Source organism: Micromonospora sp. NPDC049282 (genome assembly GCF_043197045.1).
Classification (GTDB): Bacteria; Actinomycetota; Actinomycetes; order Mycobacteriales; family Micromonosporaceae; genus Micromonospora.
This window is the reverse complement of record NZ_JBICSL010000004.1, coordinates 207,383-232,178: the sequence shown is the minus strand read 5'-3', so window position 1 is coordinate 232,178 and position 24,796 is coordinate 207,383. Positions and strand designations below refer to the sequence as shown.

Sequence of the window (24,796 nt, the reverse complement as noted above, 5' to 3'; positions counted from 1 at the left end):
ATGGACCGGAAGGAACCGATGACCATGACCGTCCCCACCGCCGCCACCCTCACCCGCGACGAGCGCGCCGACCTGCTCGCGGCGCTCGCCGGCGCCCGGGCCGCGCTGACCGCCACGGTGCGCGACCTCACCGACGCCCAGGCCGGCGAGCGGCCCACCGCCAGCGCGCTCTGCCTGGGCGGCGTGCTCAAGCACGTGGCGTCCGGCGAGGAGTCCTGGCTGCGGTTCGTGGTCGAGGGCCCGGCGGTGATGACGTTCACGCTGCCCGACGGGGTCACCTGGGCCGACATCATGGCCGGCACGGCGCGCGAGCTGCCACCGTGGTTGATCGACCGGGAGCGGACCTTCCAGATGCTGCCCGAGGACACGCTGCCCGCCATCCTCGACCGGTACGCCCGGGTGGCCGCCCGTACCGAGGAGATCGTGGCCGCCGTCGACGACCTGTCGGCGGCGCAGCCGGTGCCGGAGGCGCCCTGGAACGAACCCGGCACGGTGCTGAGCGTCCGCGCGGTGCTGATGCACGTCATCGCCGAGACCCGCCAGCACACCGGCCACGCGGAGATCCTGCGCGAGACGCTCGACCGGCGGACCACCACCTGACCCGGCCGGCGCCGGCGCACGGGACGGACCACCCGACGCCCACCGCGACGTCCGTGCCGTCGGTGGGTGTCGGCGTCTCCTCAGGTTGCGCGCGAGCGTGTCGCCCGGCCCATCCGGGTCACCGCCTCGGTCAGCACGGCGGGCGAGGTGGCGAAGTTGAGGCGCACGAACCCGGCGCCGCCCGCGCCGAAGACGTGCCCGGAGCTGAGCGCCACCCGGGCGTCGTCGAGGAACATCCGCGCCGGGCCGGCCAGGTCGCTGGCCACCCCCGGCCCGTCACCGGCCGACTCGGTGGGCACGCCGAGGCGGGTGCAGTCCAGCCAGGCGAGGTACGTCCCCTCGGGCCGGCGCCAGGAGACCTCGGGCAGGTGCTCGGCGAGCAGCGTCGCGAGCAACGCGCGGTTGTCGTCGAGGCCGTCGAGCAGCAGGTCCAGCCAGGGCCCCCCGTCGCGGAACGCGGCGGTGTGCGCGAGCACCCCGAGGTGGCTGGGGCCGTGGCTGACCTCCTCCGGCATCCGGGCCAGGTCGGCGGCGGCCGCCGGCCCGGCGACCGCCAGCGCCGCCTTCAGACCGGCGAGGTTCCACGCCTTCGACGCCGACAGCAGGGCGAACGCGTCCTCGGCGCCGGGAACCGTCAGATACGGGGTGAACCGCGCGCCGGCCAGCGCCAGCGGGGCGTGGATCTCGTCGGCGACCACCCGTACGCCGTGCCGCGCGGCCAACTCGGCGACGGCCGCCAGCTCGTCCGCGCGGTGCACCACTCCGGTCGGGTTGTGCGGGTTGCAGAGCAGGAACGCGGGCCGGTCGCCGACCGTGCGCGCCCGGCGGAACGCCTCGTCCAGCGCGGCGAGGTCCAGCCGCAGGTCCGGCCCGAGCGGGGCTTCGACCACCCGCCGGTCGGCGTGCGTGACGAACGCGTAGAACGGCGGGTAGACGGGAGGACAGACCACCACCGCGTCCCCCGGGCCGGTGACCAGCCGCAGCACCTCGACCACGCCCAACATCACGTCGGGCACCAGCGTGCTGCGCCCGACCGGGAAGTCGGCCCAGCCCCAGCGCCCCGCGGCGAACCCGCCGAGCGCCTCCGCGTACGCCGTCCCGAACGCGTAGCCGGTGTCGCCCAGGTCGACCGCGCGGCGCAGCGCGTCAGCCACCGGCGGCGCCAGCGGCACGTCCTGCTCGGCCACCCACAGCGGCAGCACGTCCGGCGGGTGCAGCCGCCACTTGACGCTGGTGCGCCGGCGGAGCTGGTCGAGCGTGAGCCGGGTGAGCGGATTGCGATCGTCGGCGGAAACGCTCATGGGGTCCACCCTAGGTGGACCTAGGATCGCCCGGTGGCCCACCCGAGCTACCCGCTGCGCACGCCCCGGCTGCTCCTGCGGCCGGTCACCCCCGACGACCTCGACGACGTGCACGCCTGGCAACGCCGCCCCGACGTGGTCCGCTGGATGCTCGGCGCCGAGCCGCGTACCCGGGAACAGTCCCGGGCGTCGGTGGCCGCGATGGCCGGCGAGACCTCGCTGCGCGCGGAGGGCGACTGCCTGACGCTGGCCGTGGTGGCCGGGGCCCGGGTGATCGGCGCGGTCGAGCTGGTCTGGCGCAGCCGGGCCGACCGCACCGCCGAACTCGGTTACGTGTTCCACAGCGAGCACGGCGGCCGTGGCCTGGCCACCGAGGCGGCCACGGCGGTGCTGGACTGGGGGTTCGGGGAGTTCGGGCTGCACCGGGTGACGGTCCGGTGCCACGCCGGCAACGAGGCGTCCGCGCGGCTGGCGACCCGGCTCGGCATGCGGCGGGAGGCCCGGCACGTACGCAGCTACCGGTTCCGCGGCGAGTGGGCCGACCAACTCGTCTTCGCCGTCCTGGCCGAGGAGTGGCGGTCCCGCCGCGACGCGGCGCCGGGGTGAGCGGGCGCGGTCCGACGCGTCCGGCGGCGCGCGACGTGTGCGAGCCGGCCGCCGTCAGCCGGCGACGACCGGGTCGCCGACCCGGATCTCGCCGGTGGTCACCGGGATCAGCCGGACGCCGAACCACGTCTTCCCGTCCTGCCGCCGGTGTCGCGCCAACGTGCGGATCGGCTCCTTGCCGCGGGTGAGCGTCACCGGGTCGATCAGCGTGAGGGCGCAGCGGTCGCAACGTTCGGCGACCCGGAAGCCGACCGCGCCGATCCGCACCCGGCCCCAGCCGTCCTCGGCGAACGGCTCGACCGGCCCGTCGAGCACCACGGTGGGGCGGAACCGCGCCATCGGCAGCGGGTCCGGCGCCGGCTCGCCCCGCTCCAGCGCGCCCTCGACGATCCAGTCGCGCAGTCGGCGCAGCGACGGCAGCGTGGCGACCAGCAGCGGGCCGGCGTCGGAGAGGTTCAGCGGGTCGCCGGGTCGCCCGCCGTGCGCGGCCGAGACCGGCCGGCGTCGCGGGTCGTCCAGCCAGCCCAGCCGCACCCGCTGGCCCAGCCGGTCGGAGAGCCAGTCGTGCGCCTCGACGGCGGCCAGCCGCAGGGTGTCCAGCCGGGACAGGGTGGTGGTCGCCGGCGGCCCGTCCACCGGCTCGGCGACCGTCAACGACGCGCCGGCGGAGTCGCGGAGGGTGATCGACCCGGGGCCGGGCGCCGCGGTCAGGCCGAGCATCCGGGGCTCGTCGCGGGCGGTCAGCACGTCGCCGTCGGGTCGCAGGAGCAGCCAGCGCCGGTCGTGGCGCACCCCCCACGGCTCGACCGTGACCCGGTCGACGTCCACCCCGGAGAGGGACTTCACCGGGTGGACGTGCGTCGAGACGAGCCGCACGGTCAGCCGACCTTCGGGGTGGCCCGGTCGATGATCGCGGCCAGGTCGACCCCGCCGGGCAGCGTGCCGTACGCCTGGCCGTGGTCGCCGCCCAGACGGGAGGCGCAGAACGCGTCGGCGACGGCGGGATGGCCGTGGCGCACCAGCAGCGCGCCCTGCAGCACAAGCGCGAGACGCTCCACCACGCGCCGGGCCCGCAACTCCAGGTCGGTGTGGTCGGCCAGCTCGTCGCGCACCCGCCGGACCGCGGCGTCGAGACGTGGGTCCGCGCCGGCCGCGGCGGCCACCTCCGCCTCGTACGCGGCCAGCACCTGCGGCTCGCGGGTGAGCGCGCGCAGCACGTCCAGCGCGGCGACGTTGCCGGAGCCCTCCCAGATCGAGTTCAACGGCGACTCGCGGAACAGCCGTGGCATACCGGACTCCTCGACGTAGCCGTTGCCGCCCAGGCACTCCAGGGCCTCGGCGGCGTGCCCCGGCCAACGCTTGCAGACCCAGTACTTGCCGACGGCCAGCGCGAGGCGCTTGAACGCGGTCTCGCCGGCGTCACCGCGCGCCGACCGGTCGGTCGCGCCGGCCAGCCGCATCATCAGCACGGTGGCAGCCTCGGACTCCACCGCCAGGTCGGCCAGCACGTTGCGCATCAGCGGCTGGTCGGCCAGGTAGCGGCCGAACGCCGCCCGGTGGGTGGTGTGGTGCACGGCCGTGGTGACGCCCTGACGCATGCCGGCCGCCGCGCCGATCACGCAGTCCAGCCGGGTCAGGTTGACCATGTCGATGATGGTGCGGACGCCCCGGCCCTCGTCGCCGACGCGCCACGCCACCGCGTGCTCGTACTCGACCTCGGCGGAGGCGTTGGAGCGGTTGCCGAGCTTGTCCTTGAGCCGCATCAGCCGCATCGGGTTGCGGGCGCCGTCGGGCAGGACGCGGGGGACCAGGAAGCAGGTGAGGCCGCCCGGCGCCTGGGCGAGGGTGAGGAACAGGTCGCACATCGGCGCCGAGGTGAACCACTTGTGCCCGACCAGCCGGTAGCTGCCGTCGGGGTCGGGCCGGGCGGTGGTGGTGTTGGCGCGTACGTCCGAGCCGCCCTGCTTCTCGGTCATCGACATGCCGGCCAGCAGGCCGCGCTTGCCGGTCGGCGGGCGCAGCCCGAAGTCGTACTCGGTGCTGGTGAGCAGCGGCTCGTAGCGCGCGGCCAGCTCCGGGTCGTGCCGCAGCGCGGGCACCGCCGCGTAGGTCATCGAGATCGGGCAGCCGTGGCCGGCGTCGGGCCGCCAGACGTAGAAGCCGGCGGCGCGGGCCACGTGCGCGCCCGGGCGGTCGTCGGCCCACGGCGCGGCGTGCAGGCCGTGCCCGACCGCGGTGCGCATCAGCTCGTGCCAGGACGGGTGGAACTCCACCTCGTCGACGCGGTGGCCGAACCGGTCGTGGGTGCGCAGCACCGGCGGGTGCTCGTTGGCCAGCCGGCCGTGCTCGGCGGCCGACTCGCCGCCGGCCAGCCGGCCCAGGTCGTGCAGCCCGGCGGCGGCCCAGCCGGCGCCCTCGCGGGACAGACCGTCGAGCAGCGCCGCGTCGTCGGCGGTGTCGTGGCCGACCAGCGGGGGAACCTGGTTGACGACCTCGTGTGTGGTCACGGCGGCACTCCCTGCGCGCGGTGGCGGAAGGTGGATTGAACCACCGTTCAGTCCCGGCCGGCAACCGCCCCGCGACCAGTCAATTTGGCTGGATTCGTTTGACATCATCCCGTCGCGACCGGCCCGCCGGAGCGGATCTACCGGCGGCCGGCTCACCCCTACACGGCGGCGTTGCTGTCGGCGGTGCCGGTGGCCGATCCTCGGGTCGAGCGGGCACGCCGCCGCACGGTGCTCTCCGGCGACATCCCCAGCCTGGTGGACCCGCCCAGCGGCTGCCGGTTCCGGACCCGCTGCCCGCAGGCCCGCGCCGAGTGCGCCGAGACCGATCCGGCGCTGGCCGAGGTCGGCCCCGACCACCACGCCGCCTGCCTGTTCCCGCTCGACGTCGAGGCCGCCGTTCCGGCGTAGGATCGACGCCGATGACGTTCACCACCCGCCCGACGCTGCGCGGCACGTTCGGCATGGTCTCCTCGACGCACTGGTTGGCGAGTCAGTCCGCGATGGGCGTGCTGGAGCGGGGCGGCAACGCCTTCGACGCCGCGGTCGCCGCCGGGTTCGTGCTGCACGTGGTCGAGCCGCACCTCAACGGCCCCGCCGGCGAGGTGCCGGCGATCGTGGCCACGGCGGGTGATCCCACCCCGCGGGTGCTCTGCGGTCAGGGGCCGGCCCCGGCCGGCGCCACGATCGCGCACTTCCGTTCGCTCGGCCTGGACCTGGTGCCCGGCTCCGGGCCGCTGGCCGCGGTGGTGCCCGGCGCGGTGGACGCCTGGCTGCTCCTGCTGCGCGATCACGGCACCCGGTCCCTCGGCGAGGTGCTGGAGCCGGCGATCGGCTACGCCGCCGCCGGACACCCGCTGGTCGGCGCCGCCGGGGAGACCATCGACCGGGTCCGGTCGCTGTTCGTCGAGCACTGGCCGACCTCCGCCCAACTCTGGCTGCGCCACGGTCGCCCGCCCGCGCCGGGGGAGATGGTCACCAACCCGGCGTACGCGCGGACGCTGCGCCGCCTCGTCGACGCCGGTCGGGCGGCCGGGTCGGATCGGGTGGCGCAGATCGAGGCGGCCCGGCGTGCCTGGCGCGAGGGGTTCGTCGCCGAGGCGGTCGATCGGTTCAGCCGCCGCCCGTTCCGGGACTCGAGCGGCCGCCCGCACGCCGGCCTGCTCACCGGCGCCGACCTGGCCGGCTGGTCCGCCGGCTGGGAGGAGCCGGCCACGCTCGACTGGCGCGGGCACACGGTGGCGAAGACCGGTTTCTGGGGCCAGGGCCCGGTGCTGCTGCAGACGCTGGCGACCCTCGACGCGCTCGACGATGCCCGGGTGCTCGATCCGTCCTCGGTGGACGGGATCCACGCCCAGGCCGAGGCGCTCAAGCTGGCCTTCGCCGACCGGGAGGCGTGGTACGGCGACACCGACGTCCCGGGCGACGCGTTGCTGTCGCCGGCGTACGCGCGGTCGCGGGCCGCGTTGGTCGGCGACCACGCGTCGACCGAGCTGCGCCCGGGCCGCCCGGCGGGTGCGCCGCCCCGGCTCCCGGCGCACCTGCACGCGCACGCCGGCCGGCGGGCCGGCCCGCAGGATCCCACCACCGGCGAGCCGACGGTGCGGGCCGACGGGGTGACCCGCGGCGACACCTGCCACGTCGACGTGGTCGACCGGTGGGGCAACATCATCTCCGCCACGCCGAGCGGGGGCTGGCTGCAGAGTTCGCCGGCCATCCCGGAGCTGGGCTTCCCGCTGGGCAGCCGGTTGCAGATGTGCTGGCTGGAGGAGGGGCTGGCCTCGTCGCTGCGGCCGGGTCGTCGGCCGCGTACCACGTTGAGTCCGACGCTGGTGCTGCGTGACGGTGAGCCGGTGCTGGCCTGCGGCACGCCCGGTGGCGACCAGCAGGACCAGTGGCAGCTGCTGTTCCTGCTGCGCCACCTGGCCGGCGGGCAGGAGTTGCAGGCGGCGATCGACGCGCCGGCCTGGCACACCACCAGCCTGCCGGCGTCGTTCTACCCGCGCGAGGTCGAGCCGGGCGTGCTGGTGGTGGAGGACCGCGTGGACCCGCAGGTGCTGGCCGGGCTGCGCGCGCGGGGCCACACCGTCCGCCTCGCCGACCCGTGGAGCCTGGGCCGCCTCTGCGCGGTCACCCGCGACCCGCGCACCGGCGTCCTCTCCGCCGCCGCGAACCCCCGGGGCGCCCAGGGCTACGCCACCGGCCGCTGACCCCGGTCCGCCCCGGCGATCTTGGAGTTGCGGCACCTCGGATGCCCCGGATGTCCACTTCGTCAACGACCACAACTCCATGATCGACGGATCGGGGCGGGGCGGTTACGATCTCGCGGTCGGTTCACGGGGAGGAGAGTGTCGTGGGGTTGTTTCGACGGCTTCGGGGGCTGGCGCAGGAACCGGTGGGCGGGCCGGTGCTGGATCCGGCGTTCGGGGATCCGGTGGCGCGGGCACTTGTCGACGCGCTTGAGGCGCGGGACTGGCGGGCCGCCCGCGACGTGCTGACCCCGGTCACCGACCCGGACGACCGCGCGTACCTGATGGAGGCCGCCGGCCGGGTCGGCGGCGTGCAGGACTGGATCGGCGAGTGGGTCTCCGCCGAGCCGGACTCGACGCTGCCGGTGCTGGTGCGCGGCTGCCACGCGGTCTACTGGGCGTGGGAGGCGCGCGGCGGCAGGCGCGCCGAACACACCGGCCAGGACCAGTTCCGGGAGTTCCGCAAGCGGCTGCTGCTGGCGGAGAACCTGCTCGACGAGGTGGTGGCCCGGGACCCGGACGACGTGACCGCCCGGACCTGGCTGGTGGTCACCTCCCGGGGCCGGCAGGTCGACCCGGACGAGGCGGCGGCCCGCTTCGACGCGGTGGTCACGCGGCACCCCGGCCACCAGGTGGCGCACGAGCACCGGTTGCAGTACCTCTGCCCGAAGTGGTTCGGCACCGAGGAGGCCATGTTCTCCCACGCCCGGCAGGCGACCGCGGCCGCGCCGGCGGGCAGCATGTTGCCGGCGCTGATCGCCGCCGCGCACCTCGAGAAGTGGCTGGAGCTGCCGGCCGGGGAGGACGACGCGTACATGCGGTCGGACGAGGTCGGCGCCGAGCTGCTGGCCGCCGCCGACCGGTCGATCCTGCACCCGACGTTCCGGCCCGGTGCCGGCCTGGCGCCCCGGGCCGGCCTGTTCGCGCTCGCCCTGGAGCTGGCGCACGAGTTCGAGGCCGCCGCCCGGGTCTTCGACCTGCTCGGCGACCGGGTCAGCGAATGGCCCTGGGCGTACGTGGGCGAGCCGGTCGCGGCGTTCGTCCGGTCCCGGGACTGGGTGCGCGAGCACGTGTCCTGACCGGCCGGATCATCGCCGGTCGGCGACCGTGACCCGGCCGTGGCGCAGCGACCGGGCGTGGCGGATCGGCGTGCCCAGCCGCCCGGCGGTGTCGAGCAGGTGCTCGTCGTGGCCGACGGTGAAGCCGTGCCGGGCGAGCAGCCCGGCCATCGCCGCCGGACGCCATGTCGAGCGCCACGGCTCGTCCGCCCAGACGCTCGACCGGCCGGCGCCGGCGCTCAGCAGCCGGGCCGCCACCCGGCCGAGCACGGTGGTCACCGCCGGCGTCTGATAGTTGACCACCAGGCGGCTGCCCGCTGCCGAGCACGCCGCGACCGCGGCCACCGTGGCCGCCACCTGCGTCCTGGTCAGGTACGGCACGACGCCTTCCCAGATCCAGGTGCTCGGCACGTCGGCGCGGTGTCCGGCGCCGGCCAGCGCCTCGCCCAGCCGGTCCCGGCGGAAGTCCACCGGGACGTAGTGGGGCGGCGGCCCGAACAGGGCGCCGGCCCGCTCGCGCTTGTCCTGCTGGCTCGCCGGGTGGTCGACCTCGAAGACGGCCGCCCCGGCGAGCTCCGGCATCCGCCACGCGCGGCCGTCCAGCCCGGCGCCGAGGATCACCACCTGCGGGTGGGACCGGTCCCGGACGGCGTCGTCGACGGCGACCGTGCGGGGCGCCACCACCTCGGCGCTGGCGCGTACCGTCTCGTAGTCGACCCTGGGTCGCCACCCCTGCGGCGCGACGCCGGCGCGGACCTGGTCCACGGCGGCGCGCTCGTCCGGGCGCAGCAGCGGCGCGGCGGTGGGGTCGGCGAAGCGGCCGGGGGCGAGCCGCCCGTCGGCGGCGGCGCGGCCCTGGCACACCAGCACCGCGGTCCGGCTCGCCCGCGTCATGCCCGCGCCCTCCGTGCTCAGCCGTCGATCCGGGTGATGTTGCGGATCTTGTTGGCGGCGTCCAGCGCCGCCACCTTGTACGCCTCGGCCAGCGTCGGGTAGTTGAACACCGCGTCGAGCAGGTAGTCGACCGTGCCGCCGCAGCCCATCACGGCCTGCCCGATGTGGATGATCTCGGTGGCTCCGGTGCCGAAGACGTGCACCCCGAGCAGGCGTCCGTCCTCCGGCGAGACGAGCAGCTTCAACATGCCGTACGAGTCGCCGACGATCTGCCCCCGGGCCAGTTCGCGGTAGCGGGCGATGCCCACCTCGAACGGGGTGGAGCTCTCGGTCAGCTCGTCCTCGGTCTTCCCGACGAAGCTGATCTCCGGGATGGTGTAGATGCCGATCGGTTGCAGGTCCGGCAGGGCGCGGGCCGGTTCGCCGCAGGCGTGCTGCGCGGCGAGGCGGCCCTGTTCCATCGAGGTGGAGGCCAGCGCCGGGAAGCCGATCACGTCGCCGACGGCGTAGATGTTGTCGACCGAGGTGCGGTAGTTGGCGTCGACCTGGATCCGGCCGCGGTGGTCAGCGGTGAGGCCGGCCGCCTCCAGCGCGAGGTCGTCGGTCTGGCCCTGCCGGCCGGCGGAGTACATCACCGTGTCGGCGACGATCTTCTTGCCGCTGCGCAGCACGCAGAGCGCGGCGGTGCGGTGCTTCTCCACGGCGGCCACCTCCTCGCCGAAGCGGAAGGTGACCGACAGGTCCCGCAGGTGGTACTTGAGGGACTCGACGATCTCCTCGTCGCAGAAGTCGAGCATCCGCTCGCGGCGTTCGACCACGGTCACCTTGGTGCCGAGCCCGGCGAACATCGACGCGTACTCCATGCCGATCACGCCGGCGCCGACCACCACCATGCTGCGCGGCACGGCCTGCAGGTTGATCACGCCGTCGGAGTCGACGATGGTCCGGTCGTCGAAGTCGACGCTGTCCGGGCGGGCCGGCCGGGTGCCGGCGGCGATGACCGCCTTGTCGAAGGTGACCCGGTCCTCCCGACCGGAGCCGGCGTCGACCCAGACCGCGTGCGGGTCGGCGAACCGTCCGGTGCCGGTGATCATCGCGATCCGGTTGCGGGCCAGCTGGTTGCGGATGACGTCGGTCTGCCGGGTGATCACGTGCTGGGTGCGGGCGGCCAGGTCGGCGACCGTGATGTCCTCCTTGACCCGGTAGCTGCTGCCGTAGAGGTCACGCTGGCTCAGCCCGGTCAGGTAGAGGACGGCCTCGCGCAGCGTCTTGGACGGCACGGTGCCGGTGTTGATGCACACCCCGCCGAGCATGTCGCGGCGGTCGACGATGGCCACCCGCCGCCCCAGTTTGGCCGCGGCGACGGCCGCCTTCTGTCCACTCGGTCCGGATCCCAGCACCAGCAGGTCGTAGTCATACACGAGGGCCAGCGTGTCAGGGTGTGCGACTCGACGCCAGCCGTGGGGTCCCGCGCGATGGGCGGGACCCCACGGTGTCAGCGGCCCTGCAGCGCGCGGACGTTGTCGCCGAACGTCCAGCCCTTCGACCCGTCCCAGTTGATCGACCAGGTCATCAGCCCCTTGATGCCCGGGACGGCGTTGTGGGCCTGGCTCACCAGCGACGGGCTCAGGTAGCCGCCGCCCGCGCCGGGCTGCGCCGGCAGGCCGGGGACCTGCTTGTCGTAGGGGACGCGGATCGTGGTGCCCTGGACGGTGAGCCCGTTGTTCAGGCACTGCGTCTGCACGGTGAAGCCCTGCACCGTGCCCGCCGGGTACGAGTCGCCGGCGCAGCCGTACATCGAGCCGTTGTAGTACTGCATGTTCAGCCACCAGAGCCGGCCGTTGTCCGCGTACTTCTTGACGATCGGCAGGTACGCGCCCCAGATCGAGCCGTAGGTGACGCTGCCGCCGGTGACGTACGCGGTCTCCGGCGCCATGGTGAGCCCGAAGCCGGCGGGCATCTGGGCCAGCACCCCGTCGATGATCCGGATCAGGTTGGCCTGCGAGGGCGAGAGCTGGGTGATGTTCCCGCTGCCGGTCAGCCCGGTCTCGATGTCGATGTCGATGCCGTCGAAGTTGTGCCGCTTGAGGATCGGCACGACGGTGGCGACGAACCGGTCGGCGACGGCGGCGGAGCTGAGGTCGATGCCGGCGGCGGCGCCGCCGATGGAGAGCAGCACGGTCAGCCCGGCGGCCTTGGCCTGGCACACCTGCGCCGGGGTGGGCACCCTGACGCCGGCGTCCATGCCGTCCTCCCAGAGCACGGTGCCGTCGGCGCGGATGACCGGGAACGCGGCGGTGACCACGTTGTAGCCGTGCCCGGTGATCCGGGAGTCGGTGATCGGGATCCAGCCGAGCCCGGGGTGCACGCCGTTGGCCGCGCCGTCCCAGTTCTCCCAGTAGCCCTGGAGGACCTTGCCGGCAGGCCGGGACCTCAACGAGCAGGTGTCGCCGCCGGGCGTGGTCGGGCTGGACGTCGCGGTCGGGGTGGGCGTCGCAGTGCGGGTGGGGGAGGGGGACGCGGTGGGCGAGGGTGGCCGGGTGGTCGGGCTCGGTGACGGCGTGCCGCCGTCGCAGGCGCCGAGGTCGGTCCAGAGCGCCGGCACGGCGGCCGGTGTCCACCCCGCGCCGGCCGGCGGGGTGTGCGTCACCAGCGCCCGGTAGAGCCGGCCGGCGTAGCTGGCCCGGCTGCCGGCGGTCCAGGTGACGCCCTCGGCCCAGGCCGGCGCGTCGCAGGCCACCAGCGCGGTCCGGGCGGTCGCCCCGCCGCTGGCCGCCGGTAGGACCACGGCGGCGGCGAGCAGCGCGACGCCGCCGAGCAGGGCGGTCATCGAACGTCCGAGTCGCATGTCATACCTCCTCGTCGATGCGCCGGAGGTTATCAGTTAACTTTGTTAAATGTAAATGTCCAGTAGCCTGTCAGCACTTCGTTCAGGACGTGAAATGCGGGAAGGACGGCGGCGGACGTGGACGCCAGACGCACCACGGTGCGGGACATGCGCCGGGCCAACCGGTCGGTCCTGCTCACCCGGATCTGGCTGGACGGGCCGCTCAGTCGGCACGAGCTCGGCCAGTCCACCGCGCTGAGCCTGGCCAGCGTGAGCAACCTGGTCGGCGAGATGATCGCCGAAGGTCTGGTCGAGGAGGCCGGCTCGGTCGAGTCCGACGGCGGCCGGCCCCGGGTGCTGCTGCGCGTGGCGCCCGGCTACGGCTACCTCGTCGGCGCCGACGTGGGCGAGACCCGGGTCCAGGTCGAGCTGTTCGACCTGAGCATGACCGCGCTGGCCAAGGCGGAATACCCGATCGCCGCCGCCGAGCCCGACCCGGCGCGCGTCGCCGACCACCTCCGGCACGGCCTCGCCGCGGTGACCGAGCAGGCCGCCGTCGACCCGGCCGCGGTGCTCGGCTTCGGCGTCGCCGTCTCCGGCACGGTCGAGCGCACCGCCGACGCCGTGGTGCACGCCCAGACGCTGGGCTGGGACGGCGTGCCGCTCGGCGCGATGCTGCGCGCCGGCACCGACGTCCCGGTGCACGTCGACAACGGCGCCAAGACGCTCGGCCAGGCCGAGATGTGGTTCGGCGCCGGTCGCGGCGTCCGGCACGCGGTCATCGCCCTGGTCGGCTCCGGCGTCGGCGCCTGCGTGGTCGCCGGTGGCGTCGGCTACCGCGGCGCGCACAGCAGTGCCGGCGAGTGGGGCCACACCACCATCGTGTACGGGGGCCGGCGCTGCCGCTGCGGCAACCTCGGCTGCCTCGAGGCGTACGTCGGGGCGGAGGGGGTGCTCGACCGGTTCCGACAGGCCAACCGGGGTCGCCCGGCGGCCGGCGGGGACGAGGAGACCGCCTTCGGCGAGCTGCTGCGCGGGACCAGCCGCACCGCCGCGAAGGTGATCGACGAGACGGTCGGCTACCTGGGCGCCGGGGTGGCGAACCTGGTGAACCTGTTCAACCCGGAACGGGTGGTGCTCGGCGGCTGGGCCGGGCTGGCCCTGGGCGAGCGGCACCTGCCGGCGATCCGCGAGGCCACCGCGCGGCACGCGCTGCGCCAGCCGTACGCCCAGACCTCGATCGAGCTGTGCCGGCTCGGACCGGACGCGGTCGCGATGGGCGCGGCCACCCTGCCGATGACCCGGCTGCTGCGCGACGGCGGCGTGCGGCGCGAACCGGGGCTCCGACCCGCGCCGGCGCGCCGGCCGCGCGGCCGCTGACCGGCCGGGCCGGCGTTCCCGCCGGCCCGGCCGTGACGCTCAGGAGGGCAGCGTCCACTTCTGGTTGGCGCCGCGAATGAGCGAACCGTTGTTCCGGGCTTAGGTCAAGACATGAAAAAAAGGGCGGCCGCCCGGGAGGACTCCCGCGCGGCCGCCCCGGACGGTCGCCTCAGCGCTGCCCGCGCACCCGCCGCACCGTGTCGCGGTACCAGAGCGCGCTGCGCTTCGGGGTACGGCGCTGCGAGTCGTAGTCCACCCGGATGATGCCGAACCGCTTGTCGTAGCCGTACGCCCACTCGAAGTTGTCCAGCAGCGACCAGGCGAAGTAGCCGCGCACGTCCGCGCCCGCCTGCCGGGCCCGGGCCACCGCCCGAAGGTGCTCGGCCAGGTAGGACACCCGGTCGTCGTCGGCCACGAACCCGTCGGCGTCCGCCTCGTCGTCGAACGCCGCCCCGTTCTCAGTGATCACCATGGGCACGCCGGGGTAGTCCCGGTGCAGCCGCACCAGCAGGTCGGTGAAGGACTCCGGCACGATCTCCCAGTCCATCGCGGTGCGCGGCAGGTCCCGGCGGACCACCCGGCGCACCGGCTTGCCGTCGTCGTCGCGCTCGCGGCCCCGCTCGTCCACCCCGGAGTGCAGCTGCCCGAAGTAGTAGTTGACCCCGAGCACGTCGATCGGCGTGGCGATGATTGCCAGGTCGCCGTCCTCGACCGGGATCCGCACCCCCTCGGCGGCCAGGTCGTCCACCACGTCCTGCGGGTACGCGCCGCGCAGCACCGGGTCGAGGTAGAGCCGGTTGCCCAGCCCGTCCGCGGCCCGCGCCGCGTCCCGGTCCGCCGCGCTGTCGGTGGCCGGGTCGGCGGTGGCCAGGTTCACGGTCAGGCCCAGCTCGATCGGCGCCTGCGCCGCCGCGCGCAGCCGCTGCGCGGCCAACCCGTGCCCGAGCAGCAGGTGGTGCGCGGCGGCGATGCCGTCGCCCAGGTTCCGCCGGCCCGGGGCGTGGTCGCCGTACGCGTAGCCGAGCATCGCCGAGCACCACGGCTCGTTCAGCGTGGTCCAGGTGCGTACCCGGTCGCCGAGCGCGGCGAAGACCAGCTCCGCGTAGTCGGCGAAGCGGTACGCGGTGTCCCGGTTCGGCCAGCCGCCCGCGTCCTCCAGCTCCTGCGGCAGGTCCCAGTGGTAGAGCGTCACCCACGGGTCGACGCCCCGACCGAGCAGCTCGTCCACCAGCCGGTCGTAGAAGGCCAGCCCGGCCGCGTTGGCCGGCCCGCGCCCGCCCGGCTGCACCCGCGGCCACGCCACCGAGAACCGGTAGGTGTCCAGCCCCAGGTCGGCGATGAGCGCCACGTCCTGCGGCATCAGGTGGTAGTGGTCGCAGGCCACGTCGCCGTGGTCACCGTTGGCCACCGCCCCCGGGACCCGGCAGAAGGTGTCCCAGATCGACGGGGTACGGCCGTCCTCGGCCACCGCGCCCTCGATCTGGTACGACGACGTCGCCACCCCCCACCGGAAGGTCGGCGGCAGCGTGTCGATCGGGTCGGCCTGATCGACACTCGGGCGGTTGAGGTCGGTGTCCATGGTTCTCCTCGCGGTAGCGGTGGGCTCGGACTTCTCAGCGGGGCAGGGGTGCGACGGCCGGGTGCAGCCAGCACGCGACGGCCCGCGTCGGATCGTCGACGCCGGGCGGGCCCAGCAGCGGGACCCGCTCGTCGCACGGGTCGAACGCCTTCGGGCAGCGCGGGTGGAACGCGCAGCCGGCCGGCATGGCGCGCAGGTCCGGCGGGGAGCCGGGGATGCCGGTCAGCTCGCGGCGCGGCCCGTGCAGCGCCGGGAACGAGTGCAGCAACCCCTCGGTGTACGGGTGCAGTGGTTCCCGGTACAGCCGGGCGGCGGGCGCCTCCTCGACGATCCGGCCGCCGTACATGATGGCGATCCGATCGGAGAACTCCACCAGCAGCGACAGATCGTGGGTGATGAACAGCACCGCGAAGCCCAGCCGTTCGCGCAGCTCGGCGAGCTGGCTGAGGATCTGCCGCTGCATCACCACGTCCAGCGCGGTGGTCGGCTCGTCCATGATGACCAGCTGCGGCTCCAGCGCCAGCGCCATGGCGATCATGACGCGTTGGCGCATGCCGCCGGAGAGCTGGTGCGGGTAGCTGTCCAGCCGGTCGGCGGCGATGCCGACCAGGCGCAGCAGGTCCCGGGCGCGGGCCAGCCGGCCCGCCGCGGTGCTCTTCGGCTCGTGCGCCCTGATCACGTCGAGGAGCTGCGTGGAGACCTTGTGCACCGGGTTGAGGGAGTTCATCGCGCCCTGGAACACGATCGACGTCTCCGCCCAGCGGAACTCGCGCAGCCGGGCCGGGCTGAGCGTCAGCACGTCCACCGGCGGGCCGTCGGCCGGGTGGTAGATCACCTGGCCGCCGCTGACCACGCCGGGCGGGGGCAGCAGCCGGGTCAGCCCGTACGCCAGGGTGGACTTGCCGCTGCCGCTCTCCCCGGCCAGGCCGAGCACCTCGCCGCGGTGCAGCGTCAGGTCGACGTCGCGGACCGCCCGCACCGCGTCCGCGCCGATGCCGTAGTCGACGCACAGCCCACGGATCTCCAGCACCTTGCCGTTCATGGGGTGACGTCCTCTCGGGTGTGCTCCGCCGCCCCCTGCATCGGCACGGTGGCCGCCTTCGGGGCCAGCACCGGGGTGAAGCCGACCCGCATCCGCACGGTGCGGCCGTCGGCGGTGCGGATCCGGGTCCGGCCGCCGGTGCGCAACCGGGGGCTGACGAACTCGTCGATGCCGAAGTTGATCAGCGCGAGCGCGGTGCCGAGCAGCGCGATGGCCAGCCCCGCCGGCACGAACCACCACCACGCGCCCTGCGCGAGCGCCTGCTGGCCCTGGGCCCAGAACAGGATCGTGCCCCAGTTCCAGGAGCTGACCGACGAGATGCCGATGAACGCCAGGGTGATCTCCGACATCACCGCGAAGATGACGGTGCCGACGAAGCCGGAGGCGATGATCGCGGTCAGGTTCGGCAGGATCTCGAACCCGATGATCCGCCAGGTCCGCTCGCCGGTCGCGCGGGCCGCCTCGACGTAGTCGCGGCGGCGCAACGACAGCGTCTGGGCGCGCAGCACCCGGGCGCCCCACGCCCACGAGGTGAGCCCGATGATCAGCGCGACCAGCAGGTCGCCGGCCTGGTCGACGAGCGACGCCACGATGATGATCAGCGGCAGCGCGGGGATCACCAGGAACACGTTGGACAGCGCCGACAGGCTCTCGTCGGCCGCGCCGCCCAGGTAGCCGGCGGTCACGCCGATCAGGACGGACAGGACGGTGGCCAGCACGCCGGCGGTCAGCCCCACCACCATCACACTGCGCGCGCCGACCAGGATCTGGCTGAAGATGTCCTGCCCGAGATGGGTGGTGCCGAACCAGTGCCGGATCGACGGCGCCTGGAGCACGTCGGTGCCGCGTGCGTCCGGGGCGTACGGGGCGATCCACGGCCCGATCACCGCCAGCAGCGCGTACACGCCGAGGAGGACCAGCCCGGTGGCGGCCTTGGCGTTGGCCACGAAGCGGAAGCGGCGTCGCCGCGCCCGGGCCGACGGCTGCGCCATCGCGCCCTGCCCGGGGATGACCTGCTCGATGCTCGACGGGGAGATTGTCATCGGCTCAGCTCTTTCGGGTCCGCGGGTCGAGAAGCAGGTACGCGACGTCGGCCAGCAGGTTCGCCACCAGCACCGAGATCGTGATGATCAGGAAGATGCCCTGCATGAGCGGGTAGTCCTTGCTGCCGACGGCCTGGAAGAGCTGGAACCCCAGGCCCGGGTAGGAGAAGACGATCTCCACCAGCAGCGTGCCGCCGACGATGAAGCCCAGCGACAGCGCGAAACCGGAGACGTTGGGCAGCAGCGCGTTGCGGGCGGCGTAGCTGAGCGCCACCCGCCGCTCGGAGAGCCCCTTGGCGTGCGCGACGGTGATGTAGTCCTCGCTGGCGACGGTGACCATCATGTTGCGCATGCTGAGGATCCAGCCGCTCATCGAGGAAACCAGGATGGTCGCCGCCGGCAGGATGCTGTGTTGCAGCGCGCTGGGAATGAAGTACGCGTCGAACGCCGGCACCAGCCCCGGCTCGTAGCCGCCCGAGGAGGGGAAGAAGCTGCCCGGGCCGGCGAACAACGCGATCGCCACCAGGCCCAGCCAGAAGTAGGGGATCGAGGAGAGGAACGTGGTGGCCGGCAGCAGCCCGTCGATCCACGAGCCGCGCCGCCAGCCGGCGCCCACGCCGAGCGCGGTGCCGAGCAGGAAGCTGACGACCGTGGTGACGCCGACCAGGCTGACCGTCCACGGCAGGCTGCTCCCGATCACCTCCGACACCGGCGCCGGGAAGAACGTGAACGACAACCCCAGGTCGCCGTGCAGGAGCTGGCCCCAGTAGGCGACGTACTGCTCCCACAGGTTGCGGTCGGAGTCCAGCCCGAACAGCACCCGCAGCGACGCGATCGCGTCGGCGCTGATCCGGCCCTGGTTGCGGGAGATCAGCGACTGCACCGGGTCGCCCGGCACGACCCGCGGGATGAAGAAGTTGAGCGTGATCGCCGCCCAGGCGGTGAACAGGTAGAAGGCCACCCGTTGCAGCAGGAACCTCATCGGGCCGCCTCCTGTCCGGCGGTGGCGCCGGTCTTCCCGGCCGCAGCGGTGGCGCCGGTCTTCCCGGCCGCGACGGTGGCCGGGTCGAACAGCCAGCACGCCGCCCAGTGTTCGGGCCGGTCGTCGACCGGGATCGGCGGCGGCAGCTCGGTCGTGCACCGGGGCATGGCGTGCGGGCAACGCGGGTGGAACCGGCAGCCGGCGGGCGGTCGGATCAGGCTCGGCGGTTCCCCCTGACCCCGCTCGGTGGTCGCGGCGGCGTCGGCGCCCGCGCCGGTGATCCGCTCCGGGTCCGGCGCCGAGTCGGTCAACAACCGGGTGTACGGGTGGGCCGGCCGCTGGGTGACCGTCTCGCTGTCGCCGCCCTCGACCATCCGGCCGGCGTACATCACGATCGTCTCGTCGGCGAAGTAGCGGGCCGACGCGATGTCGTGGGTGATGTAGAGGATGGCCAGGTTGAGCCGGTCCTTGAGGTCCTGGAGCAGGTTGAGCACGCCGAGGCGGATCGAGACGTCCAGCATGGAGACCGGCTCGTCGGCCAGCAGCACCTCGGGGTCGGCGCCGAGCGCGCGGGCGATCGCGACGCGCTGGCGCTGGCCGCCGGAGAGTTCGTGCGGGAACGCGTCGAGGTAGCGCTCCGGCGGGGTGAGGCTGACCCGGGTGAGCAGGTCGGCCAGCGCCTTCTCCAGCCCGTCCGGGCCGGACCCGGCGTTGCCGTGGATGCGCAGCGACCGGGTCAGGTGGTAGCGCACGGTGTGCACCGGGTTCAGCGAGGCGAACGGGTCCTGGAGGATCAGCTGCACCCGGCGCACGTACGCCCGGAACCGGCGTCCGCCGCGTACCCGGGTCGAGGCGCCGTGCAGCCGGATGTCGCCGGCGGTGCGCGGGTAGAGCTGGGCCAGCAGCCGGGCCACCGTGGACTTGCCGGAGCCGGACTCGCCGACCAGCGCGGTCACCCGGCCGCGGCGCAGCGCGATCGAGACGTCGTCGACGGCGTGCACCACCGCCGGGGTCCGGGAGAGGAGGTCGCGCAGCCGCCGGCGGACCGGGAAGTGCTTGCTCAGGCCGACGGCCTCCAGCACCACCTCGTCGGCCGGCGCCGGGGCGCTCTCGGTCGTCGTCATGCCGAATTCCTGTCTGGGGTTTGCCGGGGTGAGGGCGGGGTCCGCCGCCCCGGCCGGCGGGCGTGCCGGCCGGGGCGGCGGCGCCGGGTCAGCCGGCGGTCGGCTTGAGGTGCAGCACCACGTCCAGCGCGTTGGGCTGGGTGGGCTGCAGCGCGCCGTACGGGTTCGAGTCGTCCGGCCAGCCGGTCCAGTTCTTCGCGCTGTACGCGCCGCCGATGTTGTCCGCGCCGACCGGGATCATCGGCGTCTGCTCGACGAAGATCTTCTGCAGCGTGGCGAGCGCTGCGGTGCGGGCGGCGTCGTCGGTCGCCGTGGCGTACGAGACCAGCGCGTCGGTCGCCGCCTTGTCGTTGAAGCGGCCGAAGTTGCCGGCGGGCGACGCGGTGCCGATCGGCTTGAGCACCCGGCCGTCCATGATCGTCCGGTAGATGTCGTACGGCGTGGCGCCGCTCTCGGTCCACCGGAACGTGGCGTCGAAGTTGCCCTGCTCCACGTTGCGGAACCAGGCGTCCTGGTTGGCCTTGTCGATGGTCGCCGCGATGCCGATCTTCGACAGGTTGTCCTTCACGATCTCCAGGCTGGTCTGGTAGTCGGACCAGCCGGCCGGGTCGGTCAGTTTGATCGTGACCGGCTTGCCGCTCTTGTCCTTGAGGGTGGTGCCGTCGAGCTTGTAGCCGGCGCTCGTGAGCAGCGCCTTGGCGCCGTCGACGTCGACCTTGTGCTCCTGCCCCTTGTACTCGGGCGCGATGAACGAGTCACCGGCCGGGCTGGGCAGGCCGGTCACGCTCTTGACCTCCGGGTGGAAGTAGGCGGCCGACGCGGTGGTGAAGATGTCCGTCCGGTCGACGACCATGTTCATCGCCTTGCGCAGCGCCGGGTCGTCGAACGGCTTCTTCGTGGTGTTCAGGTAGAGGCCGTGGATGCCGAGCACCGGCGGCGCCCACACCTTGTGGTTCTTCTGGTCCTTGGCCACGAAGACGGCCTGGTAGTTGGGGATGAAGACGAAGCTCCACTCCGACTCGCCGTTGGCGAGCGCCGTGGTCTGCGCGCTGTTGTCGGTGTACGAGGTGAAGCGCAGTTCCTTCACCTTCGGCGCGTCCTGCCAGTAGCCGCTGTCGCGCACGGTCAGCGTGGTGGTGGCCGGGGTGAACGACTTGAGCGTGTAGGGGCCGCTGCCGACCGGCTGCTTCACCGGGTCGGTGGTCGGGTCGGCGATCTTCTCCCACAGGTGCTTCGGCACGATCGGCACCCGCCACAGCACCTTCTGCTGGTTGACGAACTGCGGGCTGGACATGGTGATGGTGACGTCGCTGCCGCTCGCGGTCGCGTCGGTGTACGGCACGCCCTGGTCGTTGAGCGCCGGGAACTTCTTGACCAGGTTGTAGGTGAACGCGACGTCCTCGGCGGTGACCTTCTGCCCGTCGGACCAGGTGGCGTTGTCGCGGATGGTCACCTTGACCGACTTGTAGTCCGCCGACCACTCGGCCTTGGTGGCCAGCCACGGCTTGAACGGCTCGGCCGGCTTGACCGGGTTCCACATCATCAGCGGCTCGTAGAGCTGCCAGCGGTAGCCCAGCGACGCGGCGGCGGAGGTGGTGAGGAACGGGTTGTTGTTCTCCGCCTGCGGGCCGTTGGGCATGCCGACGTTCAGCACGGTCGCGGCCTGGCCGCTCTTCTTGTTCGCGTTCGGGCTGTCGCCGCAGGCCGCGACGGTGGTGGTGACCATCGCGCCGGCCAGCGCGACGGCGAGGAGTTGCCTTCTTCTCATGGAGGTCTCCCTCGGTGGTCCCGCATGTCCTCGGCGGGATGTGGTGGATGGAGGGTGTGCGGTGGTGCCACCGGCGGGCTGGGTGCTCGCCGGCGTGGTCGCCGGGTGCGGCGGGGGTGACGCTCAGGTGACGTGGGTGGAGGCGCGGGCGGCGAAGCCGGTCGGGATGACGGTCGGGGTGTCGGGCAACGGTGTGCCGGTGAGGTGGGCGATGAGGAGCCGGGCGGCGGCCGTGCCCATCTCCCGCAGCGGCTGGCGCACCGAGCTCAGCGGCGGGTGGGTGTGCCCGGCGAGCGGCAGGTCGTCGAAGCCGACCACCGCCACGTCCTGCGGGACACGGCGGCCGGCGTCGCGCAGCGCCTGCAGCGCGCCCGCGGCGGAGAGGTCGTTGTGCGCGAAGACCGCGTCGAACGGCACGCCGTCGGCGAGCAGCCGCCGCACCGCCGCGCGCCCGCACTCGAAGGTGAAGTCGCCCTCCACCACCCGCTCCGGCGCGATGGGTACGCCGGCGTCGGCGTACCCGCCGGCGAAACCGGCGAGCCGTTCCCGGGTGCAGCCGAACCGGCGCAGGCCGGTGATGACCAGTGGCCGGCGGCGTCCGAGCGACAGCAGGTGCGCGGCGGCGGCCCGCGCGCCGTCCTCGTTGGTGGTCCGCACCGACGGGAAGCCGGGCTGGTGACCGCGGTCGTCGATGAGGATGACCGGCAGGCCGCGCCGGTGCAGCCCGGTGATGTATTCGAGGGTGCCCTCGGGCTCGACCACGAGCAGGCCGTCGAAGGACTTGGCGGAGACCTGGGAGGCGAACCGCCGCATCGACTCGTCGCCGTGGGTGCAGGTGAACAGCAGCATGCCGTAGCCCTCGGCCTCGACCGCGTCGGCCGCGCCCTGCAACACCTCGCCCATCCAGGGCCAGGTCAGGGCCGGCACCAGCATGCCGACCACCCGGGTACGCCCCCGGGCCAGCCCGACCGCGCGGGCGCTCGGCACGTAGCCGAGGTCGCTGATCACCGCGCGTACCCGGTCGGCGGTGCGGATGTGCACCTCACCCTTGCCGTTGAGCACGCGCGAGACGGTCGTCTTGCTCACGCCGGCCCGGGTCGCGACGTCGGCGATGGTGATCGGCACGTGACGCTCCCGGGTCGCAGGGGATGAGGGGTGTTTCGGAACCGGTTGCGGTAGCGGTTCCGTGGCAGTCAACCGAAGTGGCGACGGTCACGTCAATAACGGACCGGTAACGAAACACGCCTAAGTTCGACCTCTGAAAAAAGCGGCGGGGCAGCGGATGCGTGGATCAAGGCGGTGAGCAGCGTCAATGCGCCGCGCCGATGTCGGTCCGATGTGGACGAACGTCAGCTCCGCGCGTACACGTCGCCGGAGTTCGCCTCGTGCGGCAGCGCCTCCAGATACGCCGCCACCTCGGCGGCCGATCGCCACCCGGGAAGGGCGAACGTCATCTCGTCGCCGAGCGCCACGGTGAACGCGGTGAAACCGAGCGCGGTGAGCCGGTCCAGGCAGCGTCCGGCCAGGTCACGGGCGATCGTGGTGAACTCGAACGACAGCGCCGGCACCGGGCGGCTCAACCCGGCCAGCACGGCGTCCTCGAAGCCCTCCACGTCGATCTTCACGAACGCCGGCACGCCGTGGGCGTCGACGAGCGCGTCCAGCGTGGTGCCGGCCACCTCGATGTCGCCGTCCCAGGTCTCGCCCTCCCAGCCGGCGGCGTGCCCGGCGGCCCGGACGAAACTCCGGGAGGCGGTGGAGACGGTCGGGTTCGCGGAGTTCACGTGCAGCCGTACCGGTCCGGTGGCCCGTCCGCAGGCCGCCTCCACCACCGTCACCGCGGCGTCGCCGGCGTGCAGGGCACGCAGCACCCGGGCGCACAGCGGCTGCGGTTCCACCGCGACCACCCGGGCGCCGAGCCGGCGGAAGCTGGCCAGCCGGTCGCCCACGTGCGCGCCGACGTCGAGGACCAGGTCGCCGGCGCGGACCAGGGGCGCGTAGAAGGCGTCGAGCGCGGCCTCGCGTGCCGGGTCGCCGTGGTAGAAGTCCAGCGACCGGCGCAGGCTCGACATCGCCGGATCCGCCTTCAGCGCCTCGATCGCCCCGTCCCGACCCCCCACACCACCGACCGTAGCCACCCCTCGGCGGACGTGAGTGGCATTCGCCCAGCGACAGCCACCACGCTATCCTCCTAGGATGCCTTACGCGGCGTGACCCGCACCGAGATCGTGGCAGGAGGGCGATCGAGGTCGTCGTCCGGTCGGGCTCGCCGAGCAGCCGCAGCGCGTAGGCGACCTTCTCCGGGGCCGTCGCCGGCGGCGGCCGGGTTGCTGTCCTGGACAGCACGAGCCGGTGGACCGGTGGTGCCGAGGGCCGTCAGTGTCGCTGGTCGTAGTCCTCGCGTGCGGTCATGATCGCGGGGATCTCGGCTTCGAGCGCGTCGAGAAGGGCGCGCAGCGCGGCGGCGATGCGGGTGCCCGGGGCGGTGAGCGTGTATTCCACCCGAGGTGGAATGGTGGCTTGCACGTCGCGGGTCACCAGGCCGTCGCGTTCCAGGGCTTGCAGGGTCCGCGCGAGCATCTTCTCGCTCACCCCGTCGACGCGGCGGCGCAGGGCGTTGAATCGGTAGGCGCCCTCGGTGAGGGCGACCAGGGCCAGCGTCCCCCATTTGTCGGCAACGGTCTCCATCGCCTGGCGAGACGGGCAGGCGCGGTTGAACACGTCGATGATCAGTTCATCGATCGGGTCGGCGGCGGTGTCTCGCGATGCAGCGCTGGTCATGCCTACGACAGTAGCCGCCGGGACGTGCCGGATTCAATGACAGTGCTCACCATTTGCTGGCACTTTCTAAAAGTTAGTGCAAGCTAGGAGGCAGGCATCTGGCCAACCAACAATCGGGAGAACCGAAATGATCACTGTCACCGCCGCCACCGGTCACCTGGGCCGCCTCGTCGTCGAGGATCTGCTGCGGCGCGGTGTGCCCGCCGGCGAGATCGTGGCCGCCGTGCGTAACCCGGACAAGGCCGCGGACCTTGCCGAGCGTGGCGTTCAGGTGCGCGAGGCCGATTACTCCCAGCCCGACACCCTCGCCGCGGCGTTCGCCGGCACCGACAAACTGCTGCTGATCTCCGGCAACGAGGTCGGCCAGCGGCTGGCGCAGCACACGAACGCCGTACAGGCCGCGACGGCCGCTGGTGTCCAGCTGATCGCGTACACCAGCACCCTGCGCGCGGAGACCAACGGCACGATTCTCGCCGAGGAGCACCGGACCACCGAGGCGATGATTCGCGAGTCCGGCGTGCCGTACGTCTTCCTGCGCAACGGCTGGTACATCGAGAACACCACCGACAACCTCGCCGCCGCGTTGCAGTACGGAACGATCGCCGGGTCCGCGGGCGACGGTCAGATCTCCGGCGCCACCCGGGCCGACCTCGCCGCCGCTGCGGCCGTCGTGCTGACCAGCGACGGTCATGAGGGCGCCGTGTACGAACTGGGCGGCACGCCCTACACCATGACCGAGCTCGCCGCCGAGGTCGCCACCCATAGCGGCAAGCCGGTGACCTATCAGAACCTGCCCGCCGAGGCGTACACCGAGGTGCTGGTCGGCGCCGGCGTGCCCGCGCCGTTCGCTGCCCTGCTGGTCGACTCCGACCTCGGCATCAGCCGCGGCGAACTGTTCACTCCCAGCACCGACCTGCAGCGACTGATCGGACGCCCGAGCACGCCGCTCGCCGACACCGTCGCGGCCGCGGTCAAGACCGCCTGAACCGGCCACACCACGAACGGGGTGGGCGTCCGTACCGACGCCCACCCCGTTCGTGGTGTTCTCCCAAGCGATC

21 protein-coding genes and 1 pseudogene are annotated in these 24,796 nt (G+C 73.5%); 7 read left to right on the top strand and 15 right to left on the bottom strand.

Translation table 11 applies throughout. The annotated features are described in order from the left end of the window. The first annotated feature begins 24 nt into the window (after nt 1–24). Nucleotides 25–600 carry a DinB family protein gene (locus ACGFI2_RS10330; RefSeq protein WP_393513750.1) on the top strand — a complete coding sequence of 192 codons (576 nt, stop codon included), beginning with the start codon at nt 25–27 and terminating at the stop codon, nt 598–600. A gap of 80 nt (nt 601–680) precedes the next feature. Here ACGFI2_RS10330 and ACGFI2_RS10325 read toward each other — a convergent pair whose 3' ends face one another. Then, nucleotides 681–1,901 carry a MalY/PatB family protein gene (locus ACGFI2_RS10325; RefSeq protein WP_393513747.1) on the bottom strand — a complete coding sequence of 407 codons (1,221 nt, stop codon included), beginning with the start codon at nt 1,899–1,901 and terminating at the stop codon, nt 681–683. A 33-nt stretch (nt 1,902–1,934) separates the two neighbouring features. Between ACGFI2_RS10325 and ACGFI2_RS10320 the strand changes: the two genes are divergently transcribed. Continuing rightward, nucleotides 1,935–2,507: a GNAT family N-acetyltransferase gene (locus tag ACGFI2_RS10320; protein ID WP_393513744.1), complete on the top strand. Its 573-nt coding sequence runs from the start codon at nt 1,935–1,937 to the stop codon at nt 2,505–2,507. Between the two features lie 54 nt (nt 2,508–2,561). Here the strand turns inward: ACGFI2_RS10320 and ACGFI2_RS10315 are convergent, their stop codons facing one another. After that, nucleotides 2,562–3,383: an MOSC domain-containing protein gene (locus ACGFI2_RS10315; protein WP_393513742.1), complete on the bottom strand. Its 822-nt coding sequence runs from the start codon at nt 3,381–3,383 to the stop codon at nt 2,562–2,564. A gap of 2 nt (nt 3,384–3,385) precedes the next feature. Then, a complete protein-coding gene (locus ACGFI2_RS10310; protein ID WP_393513739.1) occupies nt 3,386–5,014 on the bottom strand; it encodes an acyl-CoA dehydrogenase family protein in 1,629 nt (542 codons plus the stop codon). 111 nt (nt 5,015–5,125) lie between these two features. Here ACGFI2_RS10310 and ACGFI2_RS10305 point away from each other — a divergent pair. The 3 genes and pseudogenes from ACGFI2_RS10305 to ACGFI2_RS10295 all read left to right on the top strand — a co-directional run. Further along, a pseudogene (locus tag ACGFI2_RS10305) lies at nt 5,126–5,422 on the top strand (oligopeptide/dipeptide ABC transporter ATP-binding protein); the annotation flags it as partial. 11 nt (nt 5,423–5,433) lie between these two features. Next, the gene (locus ACGFI2_RS10300) at nt 5,434–7,221 is read left to right on the top strand and encodes a gamma-glutamyltransferase family protein (RefSeq protein ID WP_393513736.1); all 1,788 of its coding nucleotides are present in this window, start codon (nt 5,434–5,436) and stop codon (nt 7,219–7,221) included. Between the two features lie 143 nt (nt 7,222–7,364). Further along, entirely contained in the window at nt 7,365–8,339 is a 975-nt protein-coding gene (locus tag ACGFI2_RS10295; protein ID WP_393513733.1) for a DUF4034 domain-containing protein, read from the top strand. A 9-nt stretch (nt 8,340–8,348) separates the two neighbouring features. Here ACGFI2_RS10295 and ACGFI2_RS10290 read toward each other — a convergent pair whose 3' ends face one another. From ACGFI2_RS10290 to ACGFI2_RS10280, 3 genes are all read right to left on the bottom strand, one after another. Further along, nucleotides 8,349–9,212 carry a class I SAM-dependent methyltransferase gene (locus ACGFI2_RS10290; RefSeq protein ID WP_393513730.1) on the bottom strand — a complete coding sequence of 288 codons (864 nt, stop codon included), beginning with the start codon at nt 9,210–9,212 and terminating at the stop codon, nt 8,349–8,351. Between the two features lie 17 nt (nt 9,213–9,229). Next, nucleotides 9,230–10,633, bottom strand: a complete 1,404-nt coding sequence (gene sthA, locus ACGFI2_RS10285) for a Si-specific NAD(P)(+) transhydrogenase (protein WP_393513727.1) — start codon at nt 10,631–10,633, stop codon at nt 9,230–9,232. Nucleotides 10,634–10,707: 74 nt separating this feature from the next. Then, nucleotides 10,708–12,060, bottom strand: coding sequence for a glycosyl hydrolase family 18 protein (locus tag ACGFI2_RS10280; protein ID WP_393513724.1), 1,353 nt, complete (start codon nt 12,058–12,060; stop codon nt 10,708–10,710). A 117-nt stretch (nt 12,061–12,177) separates the two neighbouring features. Between ACGFI2_RS10280 and ACGFI2_RS10275 the strand changes: the two genes are divergently transcribed. Beyond that, entirely contained in the window at nt 12,178–13,419 is a 1,242-nt protein-coding gene (locus tag ACGFI2_RS10275) for an ROK family protein (protein WP_393513721.1), read from the top strand. 169 nt (nt 13,420–13,588) lie between these two features. Here the strand turns inward: ACGFI2_RS10275 and ACGFI2_RS10270 are convergent, their stop codons facing one another. The 9 genes from ACGFI2_RS10270 to ACGFI2_RS10230 all read right to left on the bottom strand — a co-directional run bounded on the left by ACGFI2_RS10270 (nt 13,589) and on the right by ACGFI2_RS10230 (nt 23,738). Then, entirely contained in the window at nt 13,589–14,998 is a 1,410-nt protein-coding gene (locus ACGFI2_RS10270; protein ID WP_393513718.1) for a GH1 family beta-glucosidase, read from the bottom strand. Between the two features lie 34 nt (nt 14,999–15,032). Then, nucleotides 15,033–16,040 carry an ABC transporter ATP-binding protein gene (locus ACGFI2_RS10265; RefSeq protein ID WP_393513715.1) on the bottom strand — a complete coding sequence of 336 codons (1,008 nt, stop codon included), beginning with the start codon at nt 16,038–16,040 and terminating at the stop codon, nt 15,033–15,035. Next, nucleotides 16,037–17,083: an ABC transporter permease gene (locus ACGFI2_RS10260; protein WP_393513712.1), complete on the bottom strand. Its 1,047-nt coding sequence runs from the start codon at nt 17,081–17,083 to the stop codon at nt 16,037–16,039. The genes ACGFI2_RS10265 and ACGFI2_RS10260 overlap by 4 nt, the downstream gene beginning before the upstream one ends. 4 nt (nt 17,084–17,087) lie before the next feature. After that, the gene (locus ACGFI2_RS10255) at nt 17,088–18,065 is read right to left on the bottom strand and encodes an ABC transporter permease (RefSeq protein ID WP_393513709.1); all 978 of its coding nucleotides are present in this window, start codon (nt 18,063–18,065) and stop codon (nt 17,088–17,090) included. Continuing rightward, nucleotides 18,062–19,189: an ABC transporter ATP-binding protein gene (locus ACGFI2_RS10250; protein ID WP_393513706.1), complete on the bottom strand. Its 1,128-nt coding sequence runs from the start codon at nt 19,187–19,189 to the stop codon at nt 18,062–18,064. Before ACGFI2_RS10250 ends, ACGFI2_RS10255 begins: the two co-directional genes overlap by 4 nt. Before the next feature lie 88 nt (nt 19,190–19,277). Beyond that, the gene (locus ACGFI2_RS10245) at nt 19,278–20,957 is read right to left on the bottom strand and encodes an ABC transporter substrate-binding protein (RefSeq protein WP_393513703.1); all 1,680 of its coding nucleotides are present in this window, start codon (nt 20,955–20,957) and stop codon (nt 19,278–19,280) included. Between the two features lie 123 nt (nt 20,958–21,080). Further along, nucleotides 21,081–22,082 (bottom strand): LacI family DNA-binding transcriptional regulator, encoded by a 1,002-nt coding sequence (locus ACGFI2_RS10240; protein WP_393513700.1) that lies wholly within the window; start codon nt 22,080–22,082, stop codon nt 21,081–21,083. A gap of 224 nt (nt 22,083–22,306) precedes the next feature. Next, entirely contained in the window at nt 22,307–23,029 is a 723-nt protein-coding gene (locus ACGFI2_RS10235) for an FkbM family methyltransferase (RefSeq protein ID WP_393514145.1), read from the bottom strand. Nucleotides 23,030–23,333: 304 nt separating this feature from the next. Further along, nucleotides 23,334–23,738, bottom strand: coding sequence for a winged helix-turn-helix transcriptional regulator (locus tag ACGFI2_RS10230; RefSeq protein WP_393513697.1), 405 nt, complete (start codon nt 23,736–23,738; stop codon nt 23,334–23,336). Nucleotides 23,739–23,865: 127 nt separating this feature from the next. Between ACGFI2_RS10230 and ACGFI2_RS10225 the strand changes: the two genes are divergently transcribed. Further along, the gene (locus ACGFI2_RS10225; RefSeq protein ID WP_393513694.1) at nt 23,866–24,723 is read left to right on the top strand and encodes an SDR family oxidoreductase; all 858 of its coding nucleotides are present in this window, start codon (nt 23,866–23,868) and stop codon (nt 24,721–24,723) included. The last annotated feature ends 73 nt before the right edge of the window (nt 24,724–24,796 follow it).

What these genes read in the sequence shown, in the direction of transcription:
- ACGFI2_RS10325 (WP_393513747.1), bottom strand. Translation starts at nt 1,901, where the DNA reads ATGAGCGTTTCCGCCGACGATCGCAATCCGCTCACCCGGCTCACGCTC.
- ACGFI2_RS10230 (WP_393513697.1), bottom strand. Translation starts at nt 23,738, where the DNA reads ATGACCAGCGCTGCATCGCGAGACACCGCCGCCGACCCGATCGATGAA.
- ACGFI2_RS10280 (WP_393513724.1), bottom strand. Translation starts at nt 12,060, where the DNA reads ATGCGACTCGGACGTTCGATGACCGCCCTGCTCGGCGGCGTCGCGCTG.
- ACGFI2_RS10300 (WP_393513736.1), top strand. Translation starts at nt 5,434, where the DNA reads ATGACGTTCACCACCCGCCCGACGCTGCGCGGCACGTTCGGCATGGTC.
- ACGFI2_RS10260 (WP_393513712.1), bottom strand. Translation starts at nt 17,083, where the DNA reads ATGACAATCTCCCCGTCGAGCATCGAGCAGGTCATCCCCGGGCAGGGC.
- ACGFI2_RS10245 (WP_393513703.1), bottom strand. Translation starts at nt 20,957, where the DNA reads ATGAGAAGAAGGCAACTCCTCGCCGTCGCGCTGGCCGGCGCGATGGTC.
- ACGFI2_RS10265 (WP_393513715.1), bottom strand. Translation starts at nt 16,040, where the DNA reads ATGAACGGCAAGGTGCTGGAGATCCGTGGGCTGTGCGTCGACTACGGC.
- ACGFI2_RS10255 (WP_393513709.1), bottom strand. Translation starts at nt 18,065, where the DNA reads ATGAGGTTCCTGCTGCAACGGGTGGCCTTCTACCTGTTCACCGCCTGG.
- ACGFI2_RS10330 (WP_393513750.1), top strand. Translation starts at nt 25, where the DNA reads ATGACCGTCCCCACCGCCGCCACCCTCACCCGCGACGAGCGCGCCGAC.
- ACGFI2_RS10290 (WP_393513730.1), bottom strand. Translation starts at nt 9,212, where the DNA reads ATGACGCGGGCGAGCCGGACCGCGGTGCTGGTGTGCCAGGGCCGCGCC.
- ACGFI2_RS10270 (WP_393513718.1), bottom strand. Translation starts at nt 14,998, where the DNA reads ATGGACACCGACCTCAACCGCCCGAGTGTCGATCAGGCCGACCCGATC.
- ACGFI2_RS10235 (WP_393514145.1), bottom strand. Translation starts at nt 23,029, where the DNA reads ATGTCGAGCCTGCGCCGGTCGCTGGACTTCTACCACGGCGACCCGGCA.
- ACGFI2_RS10250 (WP_393513706.1), bottom strand. Translation starts at nt 19,189, where the DNA reads ATGACGACGACCGAGAGCGCCCCGGCGCCGGCCGACGAGGTGGTGCTG.
- ACGFI2_RS10225 (WP_393513694.1), top strand. Translation starts at nt 23,866, where the DNA reads ATGATCACTGTCACCGCCGCCACCGGTCACCTGGGCCGCCTCGTCGTC.